This window comes from Halorubrum sp. SD690R (assembly GCF_005435035.1).
In the GTDB taxonomy this organism is placed as follows: Archaea; Halobacteriota; Halobacteria; order Halobacteriales; family Haloferacaceae; genus Halorubrum; species Halorubrum ezzemoulense.
Genome location: NZ_SGTV01000178.1, coordinates 1 through 214 on the forward strand (window position 1 = coordinate 1; position 214 = coordinate 214).

The window sequence follows — 214 nt, forward strand, 5'->3', positions numbered from 1 at the left end:
CAAACACCGCAGTTCATACGAGTAACGACGAGTATCTGAGTCGGTTTTACGACCGGTTAGCAAGCCGGAAGAACTCACAGAAAGCGATCGTGGCAGCAGCTCGGAAGATGCTGGTATCGATCTACCACATGCTTGATCGGGGAGAAGCGTACGATCCACCGGGTGTAACCGCATAGACGAGGGATCTGAGGGCCGCCGGTCCGGCGGCCCTCAG

1 pseudogene is annotated in these 214 nt (G+C 57.0%); it reads left to right on the top strand.

The annotated features are described in order from the left end of the window. Positions 1-176, top strand: a pseudogene (locus EXE41_RS19840) (IS110 family transposase); the annotation flags it as partial. Positions 177-214 lie beyond the last annotated feature (38 nt).